General features: G+C 51.9%; 24 protein-coding genes, 5 tRNA genes and 1 pseudogene. 10 read left to right on the forward strand and 20 right to left on the reverse strand.

Features of this window, described 5'->3' with window-relative positions:
• Positions 1 to 163: 163 nt before the first annotated feature.
• Positions 164 to 313 (reverse strand): AcrZ family multidrug efflux pump-associated protein, encoded by a 150-nt coding sequence (locus HV334_RS16465; protein WP_003023026.1) that lies wholly within the window; start codon positions 311 to 313, stop codon positions 164 to 166.
• A gap of 130 nt (positions 314 to 443) precedes the next feature.
• Between HV334_RS16465 and modE the strand changes: the two genes are divergently transcribed.
• From modE to galM, 6 genes are all read left to right on the forward strand, one after another.
• Positions 444 to 1232 carry a molybdenum-dependent transcriptional regulator gene (modE, locus tag HV334_RS16470; RefSeq protein ID WP_016152325.1) on the forward strand — a complete coding sequence of 263 codons (789 nt, stop codon included), beginning with the start codon at positions 444 to 446 and terminating at the stop codon, positions 1230 to 1232.
• A 67-nt stretch (positions 1233 to 1299) separates the two neighbouring features.
• A complete protein-coding gene (gene modF, locus HV334_RS16475; protein ID WP_181220649.1) occupies positions 1300 to 2772 on the forward strand; it encodes a molybdate ABC transporter ATP-binding protein ModF in 1473 nt (490 codons plus the stop codon).
• Positions 2773 to 2988: 216 nt separating this feature from the next.
• Positions 2989 to 4005 (forward strand): UDP-glucose 4-epimerase GalE, encoded by a 1017-nt coding sequence (gene galE, locus HV334_RS16480; RefSeq protein ID WP_016152323.1) that lies wholly within the window; start codon positions 2989 to 2991, stop codon positions 4003 to 4005.
• Positions 4006 to 4014: 9 nt separating this feature from the next.
• Complete coding sequence (gene galT / locus HV334_RS16485) at positions 4015 to 5061, forward strand: galactose-1-phosphate uridylyltransferase (RefSeq protein WP_181220650.1); 1047 nt, start codon at positions 4015 to 4017, stop codon at positions 5059 to 5061.
• Positions 5062 to 5064: 3 nt separating this feature from the next.
• Positions 5065 to 6213 carry a galactokinase gene (gene galK, locus HV334_RS16490; protein ID WP_047359465.1) on the forward strand — a complete coding sequence of 383 codons (1149 nt, stop codon included), beginning with the start codon at positions 5065 to 5067 and terminating at the stop codon, positions 6211 to 6213.
• A complete protein-coding gene (galM, locus tag HV334_RS16495) occupies positions 6207 to 7247 on the forward strand; it encodes a galactose-1-epimerase (protein WP_181220651.1) in 1041 nt (346 codons plus the stop codon). The genes galK and galM overlap by 7 nt, the downstream gene beginning before the upstream one ends.
• 49 nt (positions 7248 to 7296) lie before the next feature.
• On the opposite strand, the gene chbG is transcribed toward galM, so the two are convergent.
• Positions 7297 to 7947 (reverse strand): chitin disaccharide deacetylase, encoded by a 651-nt coding sequence (chbG, locus tag HV334_RS16500; RefSeq protein WP_181220652.1) that lies wholly within the window; start codon positions 7945 to 7947, stop codon positions 7297 to 7299.
• Positions 7948 to 8037: 90 nt separating this feature from the next.
• Between chbG and HV334_RS16505 the strand changes: the two genes are divergently transcribed.
• Positions 8038 to 8735, forward strand: a protein-coding gene (locus HV334_RS16505; protein ID WP_095033700.1) for an IS1-like element IS1B family transposase whose coding sequence is annotated in 2 segments (ribosomal slippage) — positions 8038 to 8287 and positions 8287 to 8735 — 699 coding nt in all. Because the reading frame shifts where the segments join, the coding sequence is not laid out codon by codon here.
• A gap of 2 nt (positions 8736 to 8737) precedes the next feature.
• Here HV334_RS16505 and HV334_RS16510 read toward each other — a convergent pair.
• Positions 8738 to 9124: pseudogene (locus HV334_RS16510) on the reverse strand (PTS N,N'-diacetylchitobiose transporter subunit IIC); the annotation flags it as partial.
• 407 nt (positions 9125 to 9531) lie between these two features.
• Between HV334_RS16510 and gpmA the strand changes: the two are divergent.
• Positions 9532 to 10284: a 2,3-diphosphoglycerate-dependent phosphoglycerate mutase gene (gpmA, locus tag HV334_RS16515; RefSeq protein WP_003022999.1), complete on the forward strand. Its 753-nt coding sequence runs from the start codon at positions 9532 to 9534 to the stop codon at positions 10282 to 10284.
• Between the two features lie 156 nt (positions 10285 to 10440).
• On the opposite strand, the gene aroG is transcribed toward gpmA, so the two are convergent.
• Positions 10441 to 11493 (reverse strand): 3-deoxy-7-phosphoheptulonate synthase AroG, encoded by a 1053-nt coding sequence (aroG, locus tag HV334_RS16520; protein WP_181220653.1) that lies wholly within the window; start codon positions 11491 to 11493, stop codon positions 10441 to 10443.
• 317 nt (positions 11494 to 11810) lie between these two features.
• On the opposite strand from aroG, the gene HV334_RS16525 reads away from it, so the two are divergent.
• Complete coding sequence (locus HV334_RS16525; RefSeq protein ID WP_016152318.1) at positions 11811 to 12185, forward strand: YbgS-like family protein; 375 nt, start codon at positions 11811 to 11813, stop codon at positions 12183 to 12185.
• Between the two features lie 113 nt (positions 12186 to 12298).
• A complete protein-coding gene (gene zitB / locus HV334_RS16530; RefSeq protein ID WP_181220654.1) occupies positions 12299 to 13240 on the forward strand; it encodes a CDF family zinc transporter ZitB in 942 nt (313 codons plus the stop codon).
• Here the strand turns inward: zitB and pnuC are convergent.
• From pnuC to cydX, 16 genes are all read right to left on the reverse strand, one after another.
• Positions 13237 to 13956 carry a nicotinamide riboside transporter PnuC gene (gene pnuC / locus HV334_RS16535; protein ID WP_016152316.1) on the reverse strand — a complete coding sequence of 240 codons (720 nt, stop codon included), beginning with the start codon at positions 13954 to 13956 and terminating at the stop codon, positions 13237 to 13239. The genes zitB and pnuC overlap by 4 nt on opposite strands.
• 27 nt (positions 13957 to 13983) lie before the next feature.
• Positions 13984 to 15027 carry a quinolinate synthase NadA gene (gene nadA / locus HV334_RS16540; protein ID WP_181220655.1) on the reverse strand — a complete coding sequence of 348 codons (1044 nt, stop codon included), beginning with the start codon at positions 15025 to 15027 and terminating at the stop codon, positions 13984 to 13986.
• Between the two features lie 269 nt (positions 15028 to 15296).
• Positions 15297 to 15372 (reverse strand) — tRNA-Lys (locus HV334_RS16545).
• A gap of 32 nt (positions 15373 to 15404) precedes the next feature.
• Positions 15405 to 15480, reverse strand: a tRNA-Lys gene (locus HV334_RS16550).
• A gap of 151 nt (positions 15481 to 15631) precedes the next feature.
• A tRNA-Lys gene (locus HV334_RS16555) sits at positions 15632 to 15707 on the reverse strand.
• 3 nt (positions 15708 to 15710) lie between these two features.
• Positions 15711 to 15786: transfer RNA gene (locus tag HV334_RS16560), tRNA-Val, on the reverse strand.
• Positions 15787 to 15812: 26 nt separating this feature from the next.
• A tRNA-Lys gene (locus tag HV334_RS16565) sits at positions 15813 to 15888 on the reverse strand.
• 165 nt (positions 15889 to 16053) lie between these two features.
• Positions 16054 to 16842 carry a cell division protein CpoB gene (gene cpoB, locus HV334_RS16570; protein ID WP_016156016.1) on the reverse strand — a complete coding sequence of 263 codons (789 nt, stop codon included), beginning with the start codon at positions 16840 to 16842 and terminating at the stop codon, positions 16054 to 16056.
• Between the two features lie 9 nt (positions 16843 to 16851).
• Positions 16852 to 17370 (reverse strand): peptidoglycan-associated lipoprotein Pal, encoded by a 519-nt coding sequence (gene pal, locus HV334_RS16575; RefSeq protein ID WP_003022983.1) that lies wholly within the window; start codon positions 17368 to 17370, stop codon positions 16852 to 16854.
• Positions 17371 to 17404: 34 nt separating this feature from the next.
• Positions 17405 to 18697, reverse strand: coding sequence for a Tol-Pal system beta propeller repeat protein TolB (tolB, locus tag HV334_RS16580; protein ID WP_003022981.1), 1293 nt, complete (start codon positions 18695 to 18697; stop codon positions 17405 to 17407).
• Positions 18698 to 18824: 127 nt separating this feature from the next.
• A complete protein-coding gene (gene tolA, locus HV334_RS16585) occupies positions 18825 to 20081 on the reverse strand; it encodes a cell envelope integrity protein TolA (protein WP_016152313.1) in 1257 nt (418 codons plus the stop codon).
• Between the two features lie 64 nt (positions 20082 to 20145).
• Entirely contained in the window at positions 20146 to 20574 is a 429-nt protein-coding gene (tolR, locus tag HV334_RS16590; RefSeq protein ID WP_003022978.1) for a colicin uptake protein TolR, read from the reverse strand.
• Between the two features lie 3 nt (positions 20575 to 20577).
• On the reverse strand, positions 20578 to 21270 hold the full coding sequence (tolQ, locus tag HV334_RS16595) for a Tol-Pal system protein TolQ (protein WP_016152312.1): 693 nt from the start codon (positions 21268 to 21270) through the stop codon (positions 20578 to 20580).
• Positions 21267 to 21671, reverse strand: coding sequence for a tol-pal system-associated acyl-CoA thioesterase (ybgC, locus tag HV334_RS16600; RefSeq protein WP_003831439.1), 405 nt, complete (start codon positions 21669 to 21671; stop codon positions 21267 to 21269). Before ybgC ends, tolQ begins: the two co-directional genes overlap by 4 nt.
• Before the next feature lie 330 nt (positions 21672 to 22001).
• A complete protein-coding gene (ybgE, locus tag HV334_RS16605) occupies positions 22002 to 22295 on the reverse strand; it encodes a cyd operon protein YbgE (RefSeq protein WP_016152311.1) in 294 nt (97 codons plus the stop codon).
• Positions 22295 to 22408 carry a cytochrome bd-I oxidase subunit CydX gene (gene cydX, locus HV334_RS16610; protein ID WP_003022970.1) on the reverse strand — a complete coding sequence of 38 codons (114 nt, stop codon included), beginning with the start codon at positions 22406 to 22408 and terminating at the stop codon, positions 22295 to 22297. The genes ybgE and cydX overlap by 1 nt, the downstream gene beginning before the upstream one ends.
• Positions 22409 to 22412 lie beyond the last annotated feature (4 nt).

Consider the following 22412-nt stretch of genomic DNA (forward strand, 5'->3'; position numbering starts at 1 on the left):
TAACGAGTAAACCAGGATTTTCCCAGTGGTTATTGATACCAATTTGAGGTTACACGAAGAAAATATCGGCAGGGAAAGCAGGATCTTGAGAAACGGTAGACAGAGAAAAAGGGTTGGAAGGCGTAAAAAATATAAACGCCCGACTGAGCGGGCGTTTGGTGAATCAATGATTCTGTCTGGACTGGTCTTTTTGACCGATACCGGAGAAAATGTTGAACACTTCACCCAGTCCGTAAATCAGACCCAGAATGATGGCCATTACCACAGGTACCATGATTACGGCGAATACCAGACTTTTCAATAACTCTAACATGGTCAACTCCAGATGTAGTCCTTAGCTGTATTCTAACCACATAACGCAGAAAAGCACTCCCCTTTTGTGCGGTCGACTTTGCTCAGGCACGGTTTTCCGTCACAATACCCTCTTTTGCCAGGAGCTTGTGATGCAGGCCGAAATCCTTCTTACGCTGAAACTTCAGCAAAAACTGTTTGCCGATCCCCGTCGCATTTCTCTGCTTAAGCATATTGCGCTTTCCGGCTCCATCAGTCAGGGCGCGAAGGATGCAGGTATTAGCTACAAAAGCGCCTGGGATGCGATTAACGAAATGAACCAACTCAGCGAACAGACGCTGGTTGAGCGCGCCACCGGCGGCAAAGGCGGTGGCGGCGCGGTATTAACGCGCTACGGCCAACGCTTAATCCAGTTGTATGATTTGCTGGCGCAGATCCAACAAAAAGCCTTTGATGTTTTGAGCGATGACGATGCGCTACCGCTCAATAGCCTGCTGGCGGCTATCTCTCGATTTTCACTGCAAACCAGCGCCCGCAACCAATGGTTTGGCACAATCACTGCCCGCGACCACGATCAGGTCCAGCAGCATGTCGACGTCCTGCTGGCCGATGGCGAAACGCGCCTGAAAGTGGCGATCACTGCGCAAAGCGGCGAGCGTCTGGGTCTTGAGGAAGGCAAAGAAGTACTGATTCTGCTGAAAGCGCCGTGGGTAGGAATCACTCAGGACGACGCCATCGCTCAGGCCGCCGATAACCAGTTGCAAGGCACGATTAGCCATATTGAACGCGGTGCGGAACAGTGTGAAGTGCTGATGACGTTGCCAGACGGCCAGACGCTGTGCGCCACCGTTCCGGCCCAGGACGCCGCAACGCTGCAAGAAGGCGCTAACGTCACCGCCTGGTTTAATGCAGACAGAGTGATTATCGCCACGCTGTGCTGAGTAGATTGACATCAGCCTGAAGAACACGTATCCCTGTTATTAATCGCTGCAAATAATGGGATACAAAATGTCATCGTTGCAAATTTCGCAAGGCACGTTTCGTCTTAGCGACACAAAAACGCTCCAGTTAAATGCGTTGACGTTAAACGCGGGTGATAGCTGGGCGTTTGTTGGCGCTAACGGGAGCGGGAAATCCGCGCTGGCCCGCGCACTGGCGGGAGAGCTGCAGCTTCTGAAAGGCGAGCGCCACTGTCAGTTCACGCGTATTACCCGACTCTCCTTTGAGCAGCTACAAAAGCTAGTCAGCGACGAGTGGCAGCGAAACAACACCGATCTTCTTAGTCCCGGTGAAGACGACACCGGGCGCACCACCGCCGAAATCATCCAGGATGAGGTCAACGATCCCGCCCGCTGCGCTGCGTTGGCGCAGCAGTTTGGCATTTCTTCCCTGCTCAACAGGCGTTTCAAATACCTTTCCACCGGTGAAACACGCAAAACCCTGCTCTGTCAGGCGTTAATGTCCGCGCCGGATTTACTGATCCTTGATGAGCCCTTTGACGGGCTGGACGTGGCGTCACGCCGTCAGTTAGCAGAACTGCTCGCGGAGTTGCATCAGGCCGGCTTTACGCTGGTGCTGGTACTTAACCGCTTTGATGAAATTCCCGAGTTCGTGCAGTTTGCTGGCGTACTTGCCGATTGCACACTGACAGAAACCGGCGCAAAAACCGACCTTCTGCAACAGGCATTAATCGCTCAGCTTGCCCATAGCGAGCGGCTGGAAGGAATTCAGTTACCTGAACCGGACGAGCCTTCGGTGCGCCGTACGTTGTCAGATAACGAGCCGCGAATTGTGCTTAACGATGGCACGGTCTCGTATAACGATCGCCCTATCCTTCACCATTTGAGCTGGCAGGTAAATCCGGGGGAACACTGGCAAATCGTCGGCCCCAACGGAGCGGGAAAATCAACTCTGCTCAGTTTAATCACCGGCGATCACCCCCAGGGCTACAGCAACGACCTGACCCTGTTTGGCCGTCGCCGTGGCAGCGGTGAAACTATCTGGGATATCAAAAAACACATCGGCTACGTCAGCAGCAGTCTGCATCTGGATTATCGGGTGAGTACCACAGTTCGCAACGTTATTCTCTCTGGTTATTTTGATTCAATCGGCATCTATCAGGCCGTTTCCGACAGGCAGCACAAGCTGGTGCAACAGTGGCTGGATATCCTTGGCTTCGATAAACGTACCGCGGATGCGCCATTTCATAGTCTTTCCTGGGGACAGCAGCGGCTGGCACTGATTGTTCGCGCGCTGGTTAAACACCCGACGTTGTTGATCCTTGACGAGCCTTTGCAAGGGTTAGATCCGCTCAATCGCCAACTGATTCGCCGTTTTGTGGATGTGCTAATCGGTGAAGGTGAAACTCAACTGCTGTTCGTCTCTCACCACGCCGAAGATGCCCCAGCCTGCATTACCCATCGACTGGAGTTTGTGCCCGAGAACGACATCTACGCCTATCGACTAACATCTCTGCGTTAGTTTTCATTGCAGGGCGTTTATCACGCCCTTTTTTTCTGCTTTTTTCAGACAAACGCCGAAATAACAACCCAACATAATGATTTAAAATAGAAAAATCATTACAAATGCGTGAAACCCACGGAGTGTAAACGATTCCACTAATTTATTCCATGTCACACTTTTCTCATCTTTGTTATGCTATGGTTATTGCATACCATAGGCTTAACGGAGCGAATTATGAGAGTATTGGTTACAGGTGGTAGCGGTTACATTGGAAGCCACACTTGCGTGCAGTTGTTGAAAAACGGTCACGAGGTGGTGATCCTGGACAATCTCTGCAACAGCAAACGCAGCGTTTTGCCCGTCATTGAGCGTTTAGGTGGCAAGCAGCCGACCTTCGTGGAAGGGGATATCCGTAACGAAGCGCTGATAACCGAAATTCTGCACGATCATGCCATTGACACGGTCATTCATTTTGCGGGTTTAAAAGCCGTTGGAGAATCCGTTGCCAAGCCGTTGGAGTACTATGACAACAACGTCAATGGCACCCTGCGTCTGGTGAATGCAATGCGCGCCGCCAACGTGAAAAACTTCATTTTTAGTTCCTCCGCAACCGTCTATGGCGATCAGCCGCAAATTCCTTACGTTGAAAGCTTCCCCACCGGCACGCCGCAAAGTCCGTACGGCAAAAGCAAGCTGATGGTAGAACAAATCCTGACCGACCTGCAAAAAGCACACCCCGACTGGAGTATCGCCTTACTGCGCTACTTTAACCCTGTTGGTGCTCATCCGTCGGGCGATATGGGGGAAGATCCGCAAGGTATTCCCAACAACCTGATGCCTTACATCGCACAAGTTGCCGTGGGCCGCCGCGAGTCCCTTGCCATATTTGGCAACGACTACCCAACTGAAGATGGCACCGGCGTTCGCGACTACATCCACGTGATGGATCTCGCCGACGGCCACGTCGTCGCGATGGAAAAACTGGCGGGCAAACAGGGTGTGCATATTTACAACCTCGGAGCAGGCATCGGCAGCAGCGTACTGGACGTGGTCAACGCCTTCAGCAAAGCCTGCGGTAAACCCATTAATTACCATTTCGCCCCGCGCCGTGATGGCGATCTTCCAGCTTACTGGGCAGATGCCAGCAAAGCCGATCGCGAGCTTAACTGGCGCGTGACCCGCACACTGGATGAAATGGCACAAGACACCTGGCACTGGCAGTCACGCCACCCGCAAGGATATTCGGATTAAGGACCAATCATGACGCAATTCAATCCTGTCGATCATCCACATCGCCGTTTTAACCCGCTCACCGGGCAGTGGATCCTCGTATCACCGCATCGCGCCAAACGCCCGTGGCAAGGGGCGCAGGAAACCCCGTCTAAGCAGGTACTGCCTGCACATGACCCGGACTGTTTCCTGTGTGCTGGCAATACGCGCGTTACCGGTGATGTAAATCCGGATTACACCGGGACCTATGTTTTTACCAATGATTTTGCGGCGCTGATGTCCGATACCCCGGACGCGCCGGACAGTCACGATCCGTTGATGCGTTGCCAGAGCGCGCGCGGTACCAGCCGCGTAATTTGCTTCTCGCCCGATCACAGCAAAACGCTGCCAGAACTCAGCGTCACTGCGCTGACAGAAATCGTAAAAACGTGGCAGGAGCAGACCGAAGACTTAGGGAAAACCTATCCCTGGGTGCAGGTATTTGAGAATAAAGGCGCGGCGATGGGGTGCTCGAACCCGCACCCGCACGGTCAAATTTGGGCCAACAGCTTTTTGCCTAACGAAGCTGAACGTGAAAATCGCCTACAGAAAGCATACTTCGCCGAACAGGGCGCGCCGATGCTCGTTGATTACGTCCAGCGTGAACTGGCAGACGGCAGCCGTACGGTCGTTGAAACTGAGCACTGGCTGGCGGTTGTCCCTTACTGGGCCGCGTGGCCGTTCGAAACGCTGCTGCTGCCGAAAGCGCATGTGCTGCGTATTACCGATTTGACCAACGAGCAGCGTGCTGACCTGGCGCTGGCGTTGAAAAAACTGACCAGTCGTTACGACAACCTGTTCCAGTGCTCATTCCCCTACTCCATGGGCTGGCACGGCGCGCCGTTTAACGGTGAAGAAAACGAACACTGGCAGTTGCACGCGCACTTTTACCCGCCGCTGCTGCGTTCCGCGACCGTGCGTAAATTTATGGTCGGTTATGAAATGCTGGCAGAAACCCAGCGAGACCTGACCGCAGAACAAGCGGCTGAGCGACTGCGTGCGGTCAGCGACATCCATTTTCGCGAATCCGGAGTGTAAATAATGAGTCTGAAAGAAAAAACACAATCTCTGTTTACAGAAACGTTTGGCTACCCTGCCACCCATACTATTCAGGCACCGGGTCGTGTAAACCTGATCGGCGAACATACCGATTATAACGACGGCTTCGTTCTGCCCTGCGCCATCGACTATCAAACCGTCATCAGCTGCGCGGCGCGCGACGATCGAAAAGTACGCGTCATCGCCGCTGATTACGACAATCAGGTTGATGAGTTCTCTCTCGATGCGCCGATTATCGCCCACGACAGCCAGCAGTGGTCAAACTACGTGCGTGGCGTGGTAAAGCATCTGCAAAAGCGCAATAACGCCTTTGGCGGCGCGGATCTGGTGATCAGCGGTAACGTCCCGCAGGGTGCTGGCTTAAGCTCTTCTGCCTCACTGGAAGTCGCTGTTGGTACGGTATTCCAGCAGCTCTATCATCTGCCGCTCGACGGCGCGCAGATTGCCCTGAATGGCCAGGAAGCTGAAAACCAGTTTGTCGGTTGTAACTGCGGCATCATGGATCAGCTGATCTCCGCACTTGGCAAGAAAGATCATGCGCTGCTGATCGACTGCCGTACGCTGGGCACCAAAGCCGTTTCTATGCCTGAGGGCGTCGCGGTGGTGATCATCAACAGCAACTTTAAACGCACGCTGGTCGGCAGCGAATACAACACCCGTCGCGAACAGTGTGAAACTGGCGCGCGTTTCTTCCAGCAGCCAGCGCTGCGTGATGTCAGCCTCGAAGCGTTTAACGCTGTCGCCCACGAGCTGGATCCGATTGTTGCCAAACGCGTGCGCCACGTCATCACGGAAAATGCGCGTACCGTTGAAGCCGCACAGGCACTGGAAAAAGGCGACCTGCTGCGCATGGGCCAGCTGATGGCAGAATCTCACGCCTCAATGCGCGATGACTTTGAAATCACGGTGCCGCAAATTGATACGCTGGTAGAGATTGTCAAAGCGACCATCGGTGATAAAGGCGGTGTGCGGATGACCGGCGGCGGCTTCGGCGGCTGCATCGTGGCGCTGATCCCGCAAGATTTGGTTCCTGCCGTACAGCAGGCTGTCGCCGCACAGTACGAGGCAAAAACTGGTATTAAAGAAACATTCTACGTCTGCAAACCTTCACAAGGAGCCGGACAATGTTAAACGAAATCCCCGTGCAGGCTCCGGACGGTCAACCGTTTCGCCTGCTCACCCTGCGCAATGACGCAGGGATGGTAGTCACGCTCATGGACTGGGGCGCGACCCTGCTCTCTGCGCGTATTCCGCTTAGCGATGGTAGCGTGCGCGAAGCATTACTCGGCTGCGCCAGTCCAGAACAATACCCGGAACAGGCTGCATTTCTGGGGGCTTCGATTGGCCGCTACGCGAACCGTATCGCCAACAGCCGCTATACCTTTGCTGGCGAAACCGTTGAATTACTGCCAAGTCAGGGCAATAACCAACTGCACGGCGGACCAGACGGTTTCGACAAACGTCGCTGGCAGATAGTCAATCAGAATGACCGTCAGGTGCTGTTCGCCTTAACGTCTGACGATGGCGATCAGGGCTTCCCAGGCCATCTTTGCGCCACCGCGCAGTATCGCCTGACGGATGATAATCGTATTTCAATAACTTATCGTGCCACGGTCGATAAACCCTGCCCGGTGAATCTGACGAATCACGTCTATTTTAACCTCGACGGCGATAAAACGGATGTGCGCCAGCATAAGCTGCAAATTCTGGCGGACGAGTACTTACCGGTTGACGAAATGGGTATCCCGCATGATGGACTGAAATCCGTCGCCGGTAGCACGTTCGATTTCCGCACCCCTAAAATCATCAGTAGCGAATTTCTGGCCGATGACGATCAGCGCAAGGTGAAAGGTTACGATCACGCCTTCCTGCTTCAGGCACAGGGCAACGCGCGTACGCCGGTCGCTCAGTTGTGGTCACAGGATGAAAAACTGCAGATGGTGGTCTACACCTCGACCCCGGCATTGCAGTTTTACTCCGGTAACTTCCTCGGTGGTACGCCTTCCCGCGGGCCAGAGGCCTACGAAGACTGGCAAGGCCTGGCGCTGGAAAGTGAATTTCTGCCGGACAGCCCGAACCACCCTGAGTGGCCACAGGCGGATTGCTTCCTGCGTCCGGGTGAAGAGTATGCCAGCGTGACGGAATATCAGTTTATTCCAGCCTGATGTCGTCCTCATGCAAAATGCCCGGCGATGTAAACCGCCGGGTAATTCATCACAGATCGCGATAGGTTCCCAGCCGGAATCCCAACTCCACCACTGCACGTTGCAGTGCAGGCGAAGTCAGTACCTCCAGTTCATCCAGTCGCGGAAAACAATAACTGCTGGCCATGCCTGTTTTGTCGATAAAAGCAGGATGACACATCAGCTCGACAGATTGTTCATCACCCAGTGTTGCCCGTCTTAGCGCTTCAAGAACGAAGCGATCAGAGACATTTTCAGCATAAAAATCATTGATAAAGCGTTCAACTCCGCGTACCCCTTGTACCGGGATATTTTGCTGCCGGATCGCCTGCCAGTCGAGGCGTACTGGTACGCCTTTTTTACGAGCAAAATCTGACACATGCTGCCAAACCTGAGGAATAAAATGGACATGATGATGGCTATCAATATGGGTTGGCTGACGCCCAAAAAGCGAGACAAAGCGATCAAACTGCTGGTGTAATTCAGCCACAATATCCTCATCCGCCAGTGAGCCCTGTTTTGCTACCTCCCACACCCATTTCCCTAAATGACCTTCTCTCACCAGGGAAGGCATCGCGGACAGTGGCCTGCCATAACTGAGAACAAAATGTAAACCAACACCTAGCAAGGGATAATCAGCGCTGATCTCCGCCGCATGTTCGATACCCCCGGCATTCATCATTGCTGTCGTTGAGGTAACTAAGCCATGGCGATGTGGGTGATGCTGCCAACTTACTGATTTAGTGTATGATGGTGTTTTTGAGGTGCTCCAGTGGCTTCTGTTTCTATCAGCTGTCCCTCCTGTTCAGCTACTGACGGGGTGGTGCGTAACGGCAAAAGCACTGCCGGACATCAGCGCTATCTCTGCTCTCACTGCCGTAAAACATGGCAACTGCAGTTCACTTACACCGCTTCTCAACCCGGTACGCACCAGAAAATCATTGATATGGCCATGAATGGCGTTGGATGCCGGGCAACCGCCCGCATTATGGGCGTTGGCCTCAACACGATTTTCCGCCATTTAAAAAACTCAGGCCGCAGTCGGTAACCTCGCGCATACAGCCGGGCAGTGACGTCATCGTCTGCGCGGAAATGGACGAACAGTGGGGATACGTCGGGGCTAAATCGCGCCAGCGCTGGCTGTTTTACGCGTATGACAGGCTCCGGAAGACGGTTGTTGCGCACGTATTCGGTGAACGCACTATGGCGACGCTGGGGCGTCTTATGAGCCTGCTGTCACCCTTTGACGTGGTGATATGGATGACGGATGGCTGGCCGCTGTATGAATCCCGCCTGAAGGGAAAGCTGCACGTAATCAGCAAGCGATATACGCAGCGAATTGAGCGGCATAACCTGAATCTGAGGCAGCACCTGGCACGGCTGGGACGGAAGTCGCTGTCGTTCTCAAAATCGGTGGAGCTGCATGACAAAGTCATCGGGCATTATCTGAACATAAAACACTATCAATAAGTTGGAGTCATTACCAAAGACGCGATTGATAATAAGCCAGCGGCCAGAGCATCGACTTTACGCTCTTCAGCAAGTGCCATACCAATAAAAAATGGTGTCATTAATGACATTATCCCCAGCGTGCCGTTATAAACGCTGCCACCAATGACTTTTAATTGTTCCAGAGAAGCAATTGTTCCTCCATCCAGCCGCACCCCCATTGACCAGAAGAATGATCCTTCACCAAAATTAAGTAGCACATTGTTAATAAGAACAAACATTGCCCCAACCAGCGTTAAAGGCATTAACCTGATAAAGCCATTTTTAATGGCATTGACATGTACCTGTTTTCCCAGTTTTACGGCAACAGGTAAGATCACCCTTTCCAGAGAGCTTATTGCACCTGACATGATAAATATCCTCAAATATGAAATCTGATAAGGAAATGAATTATTGTGAAATTCTTTGACGGAAAATTAATCGTTCGAACATTTACTCAGAAATTATGAATAGCATACTTGAAGACATTCAAAGGCAGTAATGAGTAAGGTACTTGAATTCCGTTTGATTGACTTTTTGGTATGAGGATTTTCACATTTTGAACAATTTTCAGGCTCTGCATTCACTGAAAATCTCGCCCCTTTTCTCTCAGGTGCTCAGTCACTTACCTTGCTCTCCCTACACAACCTCTCATTTACATGTTTCTTACATTAATGACTAATTTTCGCTATTGTATAAGGATAAGCATTGCCGCTGACGGATTACGGCAATATAATGAGAATTATTATCATTCGATATGATTTATAGGAGTGAATGTATGGCTGTAACTAAGCTGGTTCTGGTACGTCACGGTGAAAGTCAGTGGAACAACGAAAACCGTTTTACCGGTTGGTATGATGTTGATCTGTCCGAGAAAGGCGTGGGCGAAGCAAAAGCGGCAGGAAAACTGCTGAAAGAGGAAGGCTACAGCTTCGATTTTGCTTATACCTCTGTGCTGAAACGTGCCATCCACACCCTGTGGAACGTACTGGACGAACTGGATCAGGCCTGGCTGCCGGTTGAGAAATCCTGGAAACTGAACGAACGCCATTACGGTGCGCTGCAGGGTTTGAACAAAGCAGAAACCGCGGAAAAATACGGTGATGAGCAGGTTAAGCAGTGGCGTCGCGGCTTTGCGGTTACCCCGCCGGAACTGACCAAAGACGACGAGCGTTATCCGGGTCACGATCCGCGTTATGCGAAGCTGACCGACAAAGAGTTACCAGTTACCGAAAGCCTGGCGCTGACTATCGATCGCGTTATCCCTTACTGGAATGAAACCATTCTGCCGCGCATGAAAAGCGGTGAGCGCGTAATTATCGCCGCTCACGGTAACTCTCTGCGTGCGCTGGTTAAATACCTGGATAACATGGGCGAAGATGAGATCCTTGAACTGAACATCCCGACCGGCGTACCGCTGGTGTATGAGTTCGACGAAAACTTCAAGCCGATCAAACACTACTATCTGGGTAACGCTGACGAGATCGCAGCAAAAGCGGCGGCCGTTGCGAACCAGGGTAAAGCGAAGTAATTTTCGCGGTAAGTTAAAGAAAAAGCGTGGATTTCTCCACGCTTTTTTTATTTCGACACGACTAGAAAATGTAGGCCAAATAAGGCATCGCCGCCATCCGGCAGTCTGCACCGGAATGCCTGATAGCACTACTCTTCTCAGGCCCAGGGGACTTGGTTAACCGCGACGCGCTTTTACCGCATCCGCCAGTTGACGCAACACCGCATCGGTATCTTCCCAGCCAATGCATGCGTCGGTGATACTCTTACCGTAGGTCAGCGGCCCACCGCTATCCGGATTCTGATTACCTTCCACCAAATGGCTTTCGATCATCACGCCAATAATTGCTTTTTCGCCACCGGCGACTTGTCCGCAAACATCTTTCGCAACATCCATCTGCTTTTTGAACTGCTTGCTGGAGTTGGCATGGCTGAAGTCGATCATCACTTGCGCAGAGAGTCCTGCTTTGATCAGGCCTTCTTTCACGTCCGCAACGTGCTGGGCGCTGTAGTTCGGCTCTTTGCCACCGCGCAGAATGATATGGCAATCGCCATTACCACTGGTATTCACGATCGCTGAATGACCCCATTTGGTGACAGACAGGAAGCAGTGCGGTGCCCCTGCAGCGTTGATTGCATCAATCGCCACTTTGATGGTGCCATCGGTTCCGTTTTTAAAACCAACCGGGCAGGACAGACCCGATGCCAGCTCGCGGTGCACCTGAGATTCTGTTGTACGTGCCCCAATCGCGCCCCAGCTCATCAGATCGGCGAGATATTGTGGGGTGATCATATCGAGGAATTCACCCGCTGTCGGCAATCCGCTGTCGTTGATATCCAGCAGCAGTTTACGCGCAATGCGCAGCCCATCATTGATCTGGAAGCTGTTGTCCATGTGCGGGTCGTTGATAAGCCCTTTCCAGCCAACGGTGGTACGCGGTTTTTCAAAATAGACGCGCATGACGATTTCAAGCTCACCTTTTAACGCTTCGCGCAGCGCCAGCAGACGAGTGGCATACTCTTTGGCAGCTACCGGATCATGAATAGAGCATGGCCCAATCACCACCAGAAGGCGATCGTCGCTCCCTTTCAGAATTTTATGAATCGCCTTACGGGCATGAGCCACCGTATTGGCGGCATTTTCAGTAGCGGGGAATTTTTCCAGCAGTGCGACTGGTGGTAATAACTCGTTGATCTCTTTAATGCGTAAATCGTCGTTCTGATAATTCATGATTATTCCAGCGTTGCCATACTTATATAAATGAATGCAATCCCTCCAATCTATATCTTCAGTCATAAAGTGTAAACGGGGTTTTACACTTTGGACGGATTAATCCTGGAATTGGCCAAAAAAACGCAATAAAGTAGCGAAAAATGAGATCCAAACTACAATTTCTAACTGTAACAGCTTTAATTTTCATAGATTTCAAGATTCTATGCTGGTTTTAATTTCCATAGCAAAACGATTAACCACATATTAATGATGTAACTGGCACATGCACTGTTGGAAGACGTTATCCGACATATCGACCTTAACAGGAGCATATTATGCATATGACAAAGCTGGCTTCACTCTTCCTTACCGCTACACTCAGCCTCGCCAGCGGCGCGGCACTGGCTGCTGAAAGCAACGCGCAGTCCAATAACGGTCAGGCAAATTCCTCGGCTGATGCAGGACAAGTCGCCCCAGACGCCCGCGAAAACGTGGCGCCAAATAATGTCGACAACAGTAACGTGAATTCAGGTGGCACAATGCTGCACCCGGACGGTTCATCAATGAACCATGAAGGGATGACCAAAGATGAGATGCACAAAAACACGATGTGTAAGGACGGTCGCTGCCCTGATGTGAATAAGAAGGTTGAGACCGGAAACGGCATCAACAATGATGTTGACACAAAAACTGATGGCACCACGCAGTAACGCTGAAATTAAAGCTAATAACGGGAGAGCAATAGCTCTCCTTTTTAATTTTATCATCCCAAAAACGGTATGATGGCATACAGTAAAGATGAGAATAACAAAGGGATGGCATAATGGCGCACGCACATACTCATACTTCCTCTGAGCAACCCAAGGACAATAATGCCCGCCGACTGATGTTCGCATTCTGCATTACAGCCGGATTTATGTTGGTTGAAGTGGTGGGTGGCATACTTTCTGGTTCACTGGCCTTGCTGGCCGACGCCGGGCATATGCTCACGGATGCTGCGGCGCTGCTTTTCGCGCTGCTGGCCGTCCGGTTTTCCCGTCGCCCGCCCACAATACGACACACCTTCGGCTGGCTGAGGCTCACGACGCTGGCCGCATTTGTTAATGCCATCGCATTGGTCGTTATCACCATTTTAATCGTCTGGGAGGCGATTGAGCGCTTCCAGACGCCTCGACCCGTGGCTGGCGGCATGATGATGGTTATTGCTGTCGCGGGTCTACTGGCCAACGTGCTCGCTTTTTGGGTTTTACATCGCGGCAGTGAAGAGAAAAATCTGAACGTCCGCGCCGCGGCGCTGCATGTGATGGGCGATTTACTCGGCTCGGTCGGGGCAATCATCGCTGCGCTGATTATTATCTGGACGGGCTGGACGCCCGCGGACCCAATTCTCTCGATTCTGGTTTCCGTGCTGGTGCTGCGTAGCCCCTGGCGATTGCTAAAAGATAGCGTTAATGAATTACTGGAAGGTGCCCCGCTGACGCTGGATATCGCCGCACTGCAGCGCCATCTCAGCCGGGATATCCCTGAAGTCCGCAACGTTCACCATGTCCATGTCTGGATGGTGGGCGAAAAACCGGTAATGACGCTGCATGTTCAGGTGATCCCGCCACACGATCACGATGCGTTGCTGGAGCGTATTCAGCATTTCCTTATCCATCACTACCAGATTGAACACGCCACAATCCAGATGGAGTATCAGCCGTGCAATGGGCCGGACTGTCACCTGTATCAGGGCGTGTCCGGCCATTCACATCATCACCATTAATGAGAAAGCGCGTGGGAACCCCGCTCACGCGCGCTGTTAATCCACATCCTGCTACCGTTCAGGGCGATAACCGTCAGGATCATATATTCCAGCGACATGGCATATACGCCTTGCAGGGCAAAGATCACCACGCTAATGACGTTAATGATCACCCACAGCAGCCAGTTTTCAACGTATTTGCGCGTCATCAGGATCATCGCCGCAATCGACAGCACCATCATGCAGGAGTCCCAGAACGGGAATGCATCGGGTTGTAGTTCAGGCACAACAACCTGTAATCCCAATGCCTGCATAATATTCACCGCAATGCCTGTCAGGAACGCAAAGACCGGATCGATATAGATCGACATCAGGCCGATCGCCACCACGCAAGCCGCCAGCCAGCCGATCGCTTTTGGAAGCGGTAGCCAGCGAATTTTCAGTTCCGCTTCATGCTGGTTGGTTTGCCGGGACCAGGCATACCAGCCGTAGATATTTGCGGCAAAGAAGAAAACTTGCAGCAACAAGCTGGCATAGAGCTGGATCTGAAAGAAGATAATTGCAAACAGCGTGACGTTTATCAGACCGAAGAAGTAATTGCTGATTTTCTCAAGGCTCGCCAGGCCAATACACAGCAACCCGGCGATCGTTCCCACGGCTTCGATCCACGACAAATCGTAACCACCCGCGCCAATCGGAATATGTACCAGAATGTTCTGCGTGCTAAAAAAGTCCATCTTTTCCCCCAGAGCAAAAATAAATAATTACGCTCGAAGTGTAGCCGCAAATTCCAACATACGGTTTAACGGCAACAGCGCCCCTTCTCTCAGCGAGTCCTCAACATGTATCTCATGAGCCGCGCCGCCATGTTCCAGGCCCTCAGCAATCGCTTTCAGGCCATTCATCGCCATCCACGGACAATGCGCACAGCTGCGACAGGTTGCCCCCTCGCCAGCCGTCGGAGCTTCAAGCAGCTCTTTATCCGGAACGGCCTGCTGCATTTTGTAAAAAATGCCCCGGTCAGTCGCCACAATCAACTGCTTATGCGGTAACGATTTAGCCGCGTTGATGAGCTGGCTGGTTGAGCCAACCGCATCTGCCATATCAACGATAGACTGAGGGGACTCCGGGTGCACCAGCACCGCTGCATCAGGGTAAAGCCCTTTCATGCGTGTTAAAGCCTGGGTTTTAAACTCGTCGTGGACGATACAGGCCCCCTGCCAACAGAGCACGTCTGCGCCGGTCTGTTTTTGCACGTAGTTGCCCAGATGTCTGTCCGGAGCCCAGATGATTTTTTCACCTAAACTATCAAGATGTTCAATAAGTTCAACCGCGATACTGGAAGTCACGACCCAGTCCGCACGTGCTTTAACGGCAGCAGAGGTATTGGCGTAAACCACCACGGTACGATCCGGATGCGCGTCGCAAAATGCGCTGAACGCGTCAATCGGACAGCCCAGATCTAATGAACATTCCGCCTGTAAGGTCGGCATCAGGATGGTCTTTTCCGGGCTGAGAATTTTGGCAGTTTCTCCCATAAACCTCACGCCCGCAACCAGCAGCGTAGAGGCAGAATGCTTTGCACCGAACCGCGCCATCTCCAGAGAATCAGAAATACAGCCCCCGGTCTCTTCCGCTAACTGCTGAATTTCAGGATCGGTGTAATAATGCGCGACCATAACGGCATCACGCTCTTTCAGCAGGCGCGTGATTTTTTCACGATAAAATTGCTTTTCATCCACACTTAGCGGTACTGGCTTCGGCGGAAACGGATAAATTGCTGCTTCGGGATCAAACATCACGCTCATCTTGCTTTCTCGTTTCACTGGCTTAACGAAATAACCGATTAAAAGCGTGACGCACGCCATATTCGGTTTGATTTGTTTTGTATGCTAAACAAGATAGCGGATTGGCGCAGAAAAGTCACAATAATTGCGAGTGATGAATGCCGGATGGCGTCTGACGTCTTATCCGGCCAACGCGAGTAGTGTCGTCTGTAGACTGATAAGCAAAGGACATCAGGCAATCTTATAAATCGCAGATAGCAAAAAGGCGCCTTTAGGGCGCCTTTTTACACTGGTGGGGCGTGCAGGATTCGAACCTGCGACCAATTGATTAAAAGTCAACTGCTCTACCAACTGAGCTAACGCCCCCGTATGGGGTTTACTGCTTCAATTATTCAGGATGGTGGGTCGTGCAGGATTCGAACCTGCGACCAATTGATTAAAAGTCAACTGCTCTACCAACTGAGCTAACGACCCGCTCGGATGTCACCTGAAAATTCTTTACTCGACACCAATATAACAATTGATATGGCGGCGTGCAGGATGACTCGACTTCGTCTCGCCCTAACGGGCCGTTGCTAAAGCAACGTTATCCTTCACGTTTAACACCTGAGTACAATGTTAAAGTTGGTGGGGCGTGCAGGATTCGAACCTGCGACCAATTGATTAAAAGTCAACTGCTCTACCAACTGAGCTAACGCCCCGAGTGGTGGGTGATGACGGGATCGAACCGCCGACCCCCTCCTTGTAAGGGAGGTGCTCTCCCAGCTGAGCTAATCACCCGATACTACGCTGGATACTGCATTAAGTGGTGGGGCGTGCAGGATTCGAACCTGCGACCAATTGATTAAAAGTCAACTGCTCTACCAACTGAGCTAACGCCCCACTTTTTCCGCCGCTTTCGGGCTGTTTGATATCCCTTGGCAACGGCGGCATATATTACTGATTTCAGATTTTAGCGCAACAAAAATTTCGATGTAAATAACTCAACTGCTTAGGAATCACACGACACGACCAGAAATAACACGATTTCTGGTCGCATGGTGGTCATTACATCGCGCCAAGGCGTTTTTGCGCTTGTTTCGCGCCATCAGTGCCAGGATATTTAGTGATAACCTGCTGATAAACCGCTTTAGCTTTTGCTGTGTCACCTTTGTCCTGCATGATGACGCCGACTTTATACATCGCGTCTGCAGCCTTAGGTGATTTTGGGAAGTTTTTAACTACCGAAGCAAAATAGAACGCAGCATCATCTTTTTTACCCTTGTTGTAATTCAACTGACCCAGCCAGTAATTCGCATTGGGCAGGTAAGTAGAGTCCGGGTACTTTTTGATGAAGTTCTGGAATGCTTCAATCGCGTCATCCTGGCGGGATTTATCCTGCACCAGAGCAATCGCTGCATTGTAATCGGTATTCGCATCGCCAGTTTGCACGGGAGCCCCTGACGTTGCTGCAGCTCCCGCATCAGGTGCAGGGGTTGCCGCCCCACTCTGATCGCCACCTGTAGACTGTGCCGCAGGCGCACTACCGCTGCCAAGATTATTCATCTGCAGCAATATCTGCTTCTGTCGCTCAACAACCTGATTCAGCTGATATTGATTTTCCTGAATTTGACCACGCAGGGAATCGATATCGGACTGATTATCGGAGAGTTGTTGCTGGAGTTGGGTTAAAAGCTGACTGTGAGCGTTAGAAATACGCTCGAGTTGAGTGACACGGTCTTCGACCGAGCCTGAGCCGACACTACTGATTGGCGCCTGTGCAAAAGCGGCCCAGGGGGCCGCTATGCCAACCAGTAACGACAGACTCAACAGGTGATGTCTGAAGTTACTGCTCATGCAATTCTCTTAGTAAACCAGTACGGCGCGACGGTTTTTGGCGTAAGCCGCTTCGTCATGACCCAGTACTGCAGGTTTTTCTTTACCGTAAGAAACGATGGAGATCTGGTCAGCAGAAACGCCTTTACCCTGCAGGTACATCTTAACGGCGTTCGCACGACGCTCACCCAGGGAGATGTTGTACTCAGGAGTACCACGTTCGTCCGCATGACCTTCTACGGTGACTTTGTAAGACGGGTTGCTACGCAGGAAGTTAGCGTGAGCATCCAGCATTGCAGCGAAGTCAGAACGGATATCGTACTTGTCCAGATCGAAGTAAACGATGTTGTTCTGCTGCAGCTGTTGCATCTGAAGACGCGCTTGCTCTTCAGAAGACATGTTGCCGCTGCCGTTTGCATCCATACCAGTGCCGGCACCCAGCATGCCTTCGCTGCCGTCATTGCTGGCGTTCTTGTTAGAAGAACACGCTGCAATAGCCATAACAGGCAGAGCAATCATCAGCCCTTTCAGCACTTTGTTCAGTTGCATTTCAATGATTCCTTTATTAATCAATTATTTATTATCACAGATACGGCGACCAGGCAGGGAATTTAACCTGACCATCAGTTGCCGGAAGACGCGCTTTGAAACGCCCATCTGTAGAAACCAAATTCAGCACGGATCCCATCCCCTGAGAAGAGCTGTAGATTACCATAGTGCCGTTAGGTGCCAGACTTGGCGTTTCATCCAGGAACGTTGACGACAGGACTTGTACGCCACCCGCTACCAGATCTTGTTTGGCAATGTGCTGCTGACCATTGGCTGAGCTTACCATTACCATAAACTTACCGTCGCTGCTCACATCCGCATCCTGGTTTTGCGAACCTTCCCAGGTAATACGCTGCGGAGCACCGCCGTTGACGTTAACTTTATATACCTGCGGACGACCGGCCTGGTCAGAGGTAAAGGCCAGGTTTTGGCTGTCCGGGAACCAGGTAGGTTCCGTGTTGTTGCTGCGACCATCCGTCACCTGACGGATCTGACCGGAACCAATGTCCATGACATACAGGTTCAGGCTACCGGTTTTAGACAGGGCAAACGCCAGTTTGCTGCCATCCGGAGAAAACGCAGGTGCACCGTTGTGACGTGGGAACGACGCTACCTGACGAACCGCGCCATTAGACAACGTCTGAATAACCAGCGCAGAACGACCGCTTTCGAAAGTGACGTATGCCAGCTTTGAACCGTCCGGAGACCATGCCGGAGACATCAGCGGCTGCGGAGAACGGTGTACCACGAACTGGTTGTAGCCATCGTAGTCGGATACACGTAATTCGTACGGGAACTGGCCGCCGTTCGTCTGAACAACATAAGCGATACGGGTACGGAATGCACCTTTAATACCGGTCAGTTTTTCAAACACTTCGTCACTTGCAGTATGGCCCGCGTAACGCAACCACTGCTTGTTCACTTTATAGGTGTTCTGTGCCAGTACGGTACCCGGTGCGCCACCGGTATCTACCAGTTGATAAGCAACGCTGTAGGAACCATCCGGATTAGGCGTAACCTGACCTACTACCACGGCATCAATACCCAGCGCAGACCATGCGGCAGGTTGAACTTCCTGTGCGGTACCCGGCTGCTGCGGCAGGCGAGAACGGTCTAACGGATTAAATTTACCGCTGTTACGCAGGTCAGCGCCTACGATACCACCGATATCTTCAGGTGCAGCACCCGGCCCTGCCCACTGGAAGGGGACAACACCAATCGGGCGTGCCGAGTCCACCCCCTGGGTGATCTCGATACGTACTTCTGCGTGCAGCACCGCTGCCCACAGCATCAGAAAACCAAATGCTACTCGTAATGCCTGCTTCATCATATCTCCCTTATCTGGACGGAAAGCCCACGATAATTTAGCAGAATGTTAACAAACTCAAATACACAAAACTACCAGAACGCTGTCTCAACCTTAGACCGTTTCCCCTGAATTCTCAGGGACGTTATTACAGTTTAAAGTCCAGCTTGGCATCTTTTACTTTTTCATAAACAGCCTGGCTAGGCGGTTTAGGAATTCTGGCTGTTTTCGCAGCCGTCAGCGCAGCCTGACACAATGCCGGATCTCCGCCCTCTTCGGTCACATCCAGTAACAGACCATCGGGTGCTAACTTGATATGTAATACGCAAGATTTACCCGCATACAAATCGGCACCATACAGACGGCTCTGGATCGCATTACGAATTTGAGATGCGTAAGCACTGATATCAGCGCCAGATGCACCGCCATTTGCACCACTTGTACCACTATCTTTCGCCGGTTGACCGTTTCCTTTCGCTCCACCACCCGATTTCGGTGCATTCTTACCGGAGCTTAAGTCGCCCAACAAGTCGTCAACGCCAGAGGCTGCAGCTGCTTTTTCGGCCGCAGCCTTTTTCGCAGCCGCCGCTTTATCTGCCGCAGCTTTCTTATCGGCAGCGGCTTTCTCGGCTGCAGCTTTTTTGTCTGCTGCTGCTTTTTCCGCTGCGGCTTTCTTATCAGCCGCAGCCTTTTCAGCAGCGGCAGCTTTCGCGGCAGCGGCTTTTTCTGCTTTCTCCGCAGCAGCTTTCTCGGCTGCTGCTTGCTTGGCGGCTTCAGCCTGAGCTTTCTTCGCAGCGTCTGCGGCAGCCTTAGCAGCTTGTGCTTCGGCAATTTTCTTCGCATCAGCGGCGGCTTTAGCGGCTTCAGCCTCTGCTTTTTTCTGTGCGTCCGCAGCGGCTTTCTTCGCGGCATCTGCCGCTTGTTTCGCCTGAGCATCAGCTTTGGCCTTCGCGTCTGCAGCAGCCTTCGCCGCAGCTTCTTCAGCCTGTTTCTGTTGCTCTTGCGCTTTCGCGGCGGCGGCTTCGGCCTGTTTCTGCTGTTCCGCCTGTTCGCGCACTTTTTCCTGCGCGGCTAAACGTTCTTTTTCAAGTTGCTTCAGTCGCTCTTGCTCGGCCGCCTGCTTCTCGCGAAGTTCCTCAGCTTGCTGCTGCGCCTGTTTTTCACGCTGCTCTTCTGCACGTTTAGCACTTGCCTGCTGTTGCTGCTGCCTGTCGTACTGTTGCACAACGGCGCCAGGATCGACCATAACGGCGTCGATGGACGAACCGCCACCGCCGCCGGCTGAAGCATCAATGTGCTCATCGAACGAACTCCAGATCAGCGCTGCAAATAAAATGACATGCAGCACCGCTGAAATAATTATCGCCCTTTTGAGCTTGTCGTTTTGTTCGGTTGCCTTTGACACTCTCGGTTCCCAAAAAACTGTTCGCCTGTTACGCGCTATCTTTCAAGCCAGCAAAACGCAGTCATCAGATTGGCTGCGTCATCAAGCCAACCGATTTTACGCCTGCACTGTGTAACAAGTTCAGCGCTTTAATTATTTCATCATAAGGCACGTCTTTCGCACCACCGATTAAAAAGACCGTTTTCGGATTGGTCTGCAGGCGACTTTTCGCTTCCGCGATAACCTGCTCCGGCGGCAGTTGATCCATACGATCTTTCTCAACGACCACGCTGTATTGCCCTATCCCGGAAACTTCAATAATGACCGGCGGTTCGTCGTTACTGCTGACAGCTTGCGATTCGGTCGCATCCGGCAGGTCGACTTCCACACTCTGCGTAATAATCGGCGCGGTTGCCATAAAGATCAGCAACAGCACCAGTAGTACGTCGAGCAGCGGTACAATATTGATTTCGGACTTGAGTTCGCGACGACCTCGTCCACGCGTTCTGGCCATGGCTTACCCCTTGTTGCTCTCGCTAACGGTAAACGCCTGGCGGTGCAGAATCGCGGTGAACTCTTCCATAAAGTTGTCGTAATTCAGTTCCAGCTTGTTCACGCGCTGATTCAGTCGGTTGTAAGCCATAACCGCCGGGATTGCCGCAAACAGACCGATAGCCGTTGCAATCAATGCTTCCGCGATACCCGGTGCGACCATTTGCAGCGTTGCCTGTTTTACCGCGCCTAACGCGATAAATGCGTGCATGATCCCCCAAACGGTACCGAACAGACCGATATACGGGCTGATAGAGCCTACGGTGCCGAGGAATGGAATATGCGTTTCCAGCGTTTCCAGTTCACGGTTCATCGAGATACGCATCGCACGGGATGCCCCCTCAACGACCGCTTCCGGCGCATGACTATTCGCCCGATGCAGACGCGCAAACTCTTTGAATCCGCTGTAGAAAATTTGTTCCGAACCCACCAGATTATCACGACGCCCCTGGCTTTCCTGATACAGGCGCGACAATTCAATGCCGGACCAGAACTTGTCTTCAAATGCTTCGGCTTCACGTGAAGCCGCATTAAGAATACGGGTCCGCTGGATAATAATGGCCCAGGATGCGATTGAGAAACCAATCAAAATCAACATGATAAGTTTAACCAGAAGGCTTGCCTTCAGGAACAAATCAAGGATATTCATGTCAGTCACTGCTTAAACTCCGCGACAATAGACTTGGGAAGCGCACGAGGCTTCATTTTGAGTGGATCAACGCAAACAATCAGAACTTCGGCTTCATTCAGCACGGTGTTCTCTGCGTTGACAATGCGTTGCGTGAAAACCAATGAGGTGCCACGCATTGACGTAATTTCGGTTTGGACTTCGAGCATATCGTCGAGCCGGGCAGGCGCAAAATACTCCAGCGTCATCTTGCGCACCACAAAGGCTACACGTTCGGCCAACAGGACCTGCTGACTGAAGTGATGATGACGCAGCATTTCTGTGCGTGCTCTTTCGTAAAAAGCGACGTAGCTGGCGTGGTAAACCACTCCACCGGCATCGGTGTCTTCATAGTAGACACGAACCGGCCATCGAAACATATACTTGTTCATTCTTACTGCCTCTTTGTTGGCTTCGCCCACTCACACCGGTCGCTTAACTTTGTAAGCGCCTGGTGACTCGCGTTCTTGCCGCCGCGATGCTTCAAGAATGTCGTTGTATATCGCGCTGTATTCACTTTACATCCCGGTAATGCAATTAAGTTGCGTCCTGATGGTCCAGTGTCGCCACCGCACACAACTCCAGGGCACAACCTTAGGTTAATGCTTTCAAACTTCGCTACTATACGCGCGGGAATGGTGGTTTGGAATGGGGGAAAGTAAACGGAGAGTAAAAATTTATGGGCTTATGCAAGCCCATAAATATTTAAGGATGTTTCTTATTCAAAAGAAGAAGAAAATCAGACCAACAACCAGGACGATATCCGCGATTAGCGGGCAGAAAATGCCCTGCCAGTGTACGGCGCGAGGACGAAAACCAACGCCGTGAATGATGCCTGCGCAGACCGCCCACATCAGCAGGAGACCATGCCAGATTTCCAGCTCACTGGTTTTGGCCGCGAAACGTGACGGATCCCAGAATATGCAGCCAGCCAACACGATTGCCAGCACAAAGGAAAGCGCCCGCAAGGGGCGCTTGTCCATCGCGTTATACTGCATCGCGATAATGTTGGTCATCAGCTATCTTCTTGTCCGGCTTTGCCTGATTCAACGTGCTCAAGCGCCAGCGCTGTGATTATCCCAAATGCACAGGCAAGAAGCGTTCCCAAAATCCATGCGAAATACCACATTTTA

This window comes from Citrobacter sp. RHBSTW-00944, from assembly GCF_013615435.1.
In the GTDB taxonomy this organism is placed as follows: Bacteria; Pseudomonadota; Gammaproteobacteria; order Enterobacterales; family Enterobacteriaceae; genus Citrobacter; species Citrobacter braakii.